The sequence below is a fragment of the Dysgonomonas sp. BGC7 genome (genome assembly GCF_001261735.1).
Classification (GTDB): domain Bacteria; phylum Bacteroidota; class Bacteroidia; order Bacteroidales; family Dysgonomonadaceae; genus Dysgonomonas.
This window is the reverse complement of sequence record NZ_CVRP01000038.1, coordinates 1-1415: the sequence shown is the minus strand read 5'-3', so window position 1 is coordinate 1415 and position 1415 is coordinate 1. Positions and strand designations below refer to the sequence as shown.

Genomic DNA, 1415 nt, shown 5'->3' with positions numbered 1-1415 from the left:
GTTCCCGCCTTCGCGTTTTAAGCGAGATCGCAGCCGATCATATTGGCAAAACGTTTCCTGAAGTTTGGGAAGCTGTTCAACTGAAATAATAGAAACAGGGCTGTTTGCTTTGAACCTGTAGTCCTTCTGCGTTCGCTTTCAAGAACTCGAATTACGATAACACGAATGCGAACGCGGGTTCGGGTTCCCACAATTGTAAAACATTAATCAGAGCAAAGGCCCCGCCCCTTGGCGAAAAACAAATATTCAAAAGGTGTTAGTAGGAATACCGAACGCTCCGATAAGAAACAAAGGCATGAAGCGAAAAGGAAACTTATACAGTAGAATATACGATTTGGATAATCTTTATCTAGCTTACAGTAAGGCAAAGCAAGGTAAATCGAAAACAAGAGGTGTATTGCAGTTCGAGAAGGATCTGGATAGAAACATTCTTCAGATACAAAAAGTATTGATGAACGAAACTTATGTTACATCGGAATACAATGTATTCGTTATCCGCGATCCTAAAGAGCGTACCATCTATAGCTTACCGTTCAGTGACAGGGTTGTACAGCATGCGATAATGAACGTATTGGAAGATATATGGACCTCTGTGTTTATCTCGCATTCTTATTCAAGCATCAAGGGCAAAGGCATACACGGGGCATGGAAACATATCAGGCGCGATTTGAGAAACCGGAAAGAAACTACTTATTGTCTGAAAATGGATATCACAAAGTTCTATCCATCTGTAGACCATGATATATTGAAACAGATTGTCCGGAAGAAAATAAAGGACACTAAGCTTCTGGTATTGCTAGATGGTATAATAGATTCTGCTCCGGGCATACCTATCGGAAATTACCTCTCTCAGTTTCTGGCTAATCTGTATTTATCCTATTTCGATCATTGGCTGAAAGAAGTAAAGAAGGTAAAATATTACTACCGGTATGCTGATGATCTGGTTATCCTGTGCGATAGTAAAGAGGATCTGCACCGGTTACGGATAGATATCGGATCTTATTTATCCGGAAAGCTCAATCTGAAGATGAAACAAAACTATCAGGTATTTCCCATAGTCTCGCGCGGAATAGATTTTTTAGGCTATGTATTCTACCATACACATACAATGCTGCGAAAACGCATAAAGAAGAATTTTTGCAGGCGTGTAGCCCGGTTGAACAAAAGTATAATGACAGCAAAGGAATACAGGATAAAGATATGCTCATGGATAGGATGGTGTAAATATTCTAATTCAAGAAATTTAATTAAAACGATAATTAAGCATGAAGAAGTTCTCGGAGCTTGGAATTAAGATACAGAACAATAGTAAAATATTTGAAGTGCCTAAAATATCAATTACGGATATTATTAACTGTGAAATAATTGTGATTGCTTTTCAAAAGGGAGTAAAAACACAGCATGGTCCTGATAGG

The 1415-nt window shown here is 38.6% G+C and carries 1 protein-coding gene; it reads left to right on the top strand.

From position 1 onward, the window contains the following. Window positions 1–295 precede the first annotated feature (295 nt). Window positions 296–1294, top strand: a complete 999-nt coding sequence (locus tag BGC7_RS17530) for a reverse transcriptase/maturase family protein (protein WP_050702758.1) — start codon at window positions 296–298, stop codon at window positions 1292–1294. Window positions 1295–1415 lie beyond the last annotated feature (121 nt).

Excerpts from the sequence above, each read along its gene's own strand:
- BGC7_RS17530 (WP_050702758.1), top strand. The coding sequence starts at position 296 with ATGAAGCGAAAAGGAAACTTATACAGTAGAATATACGATTTGGATAAT.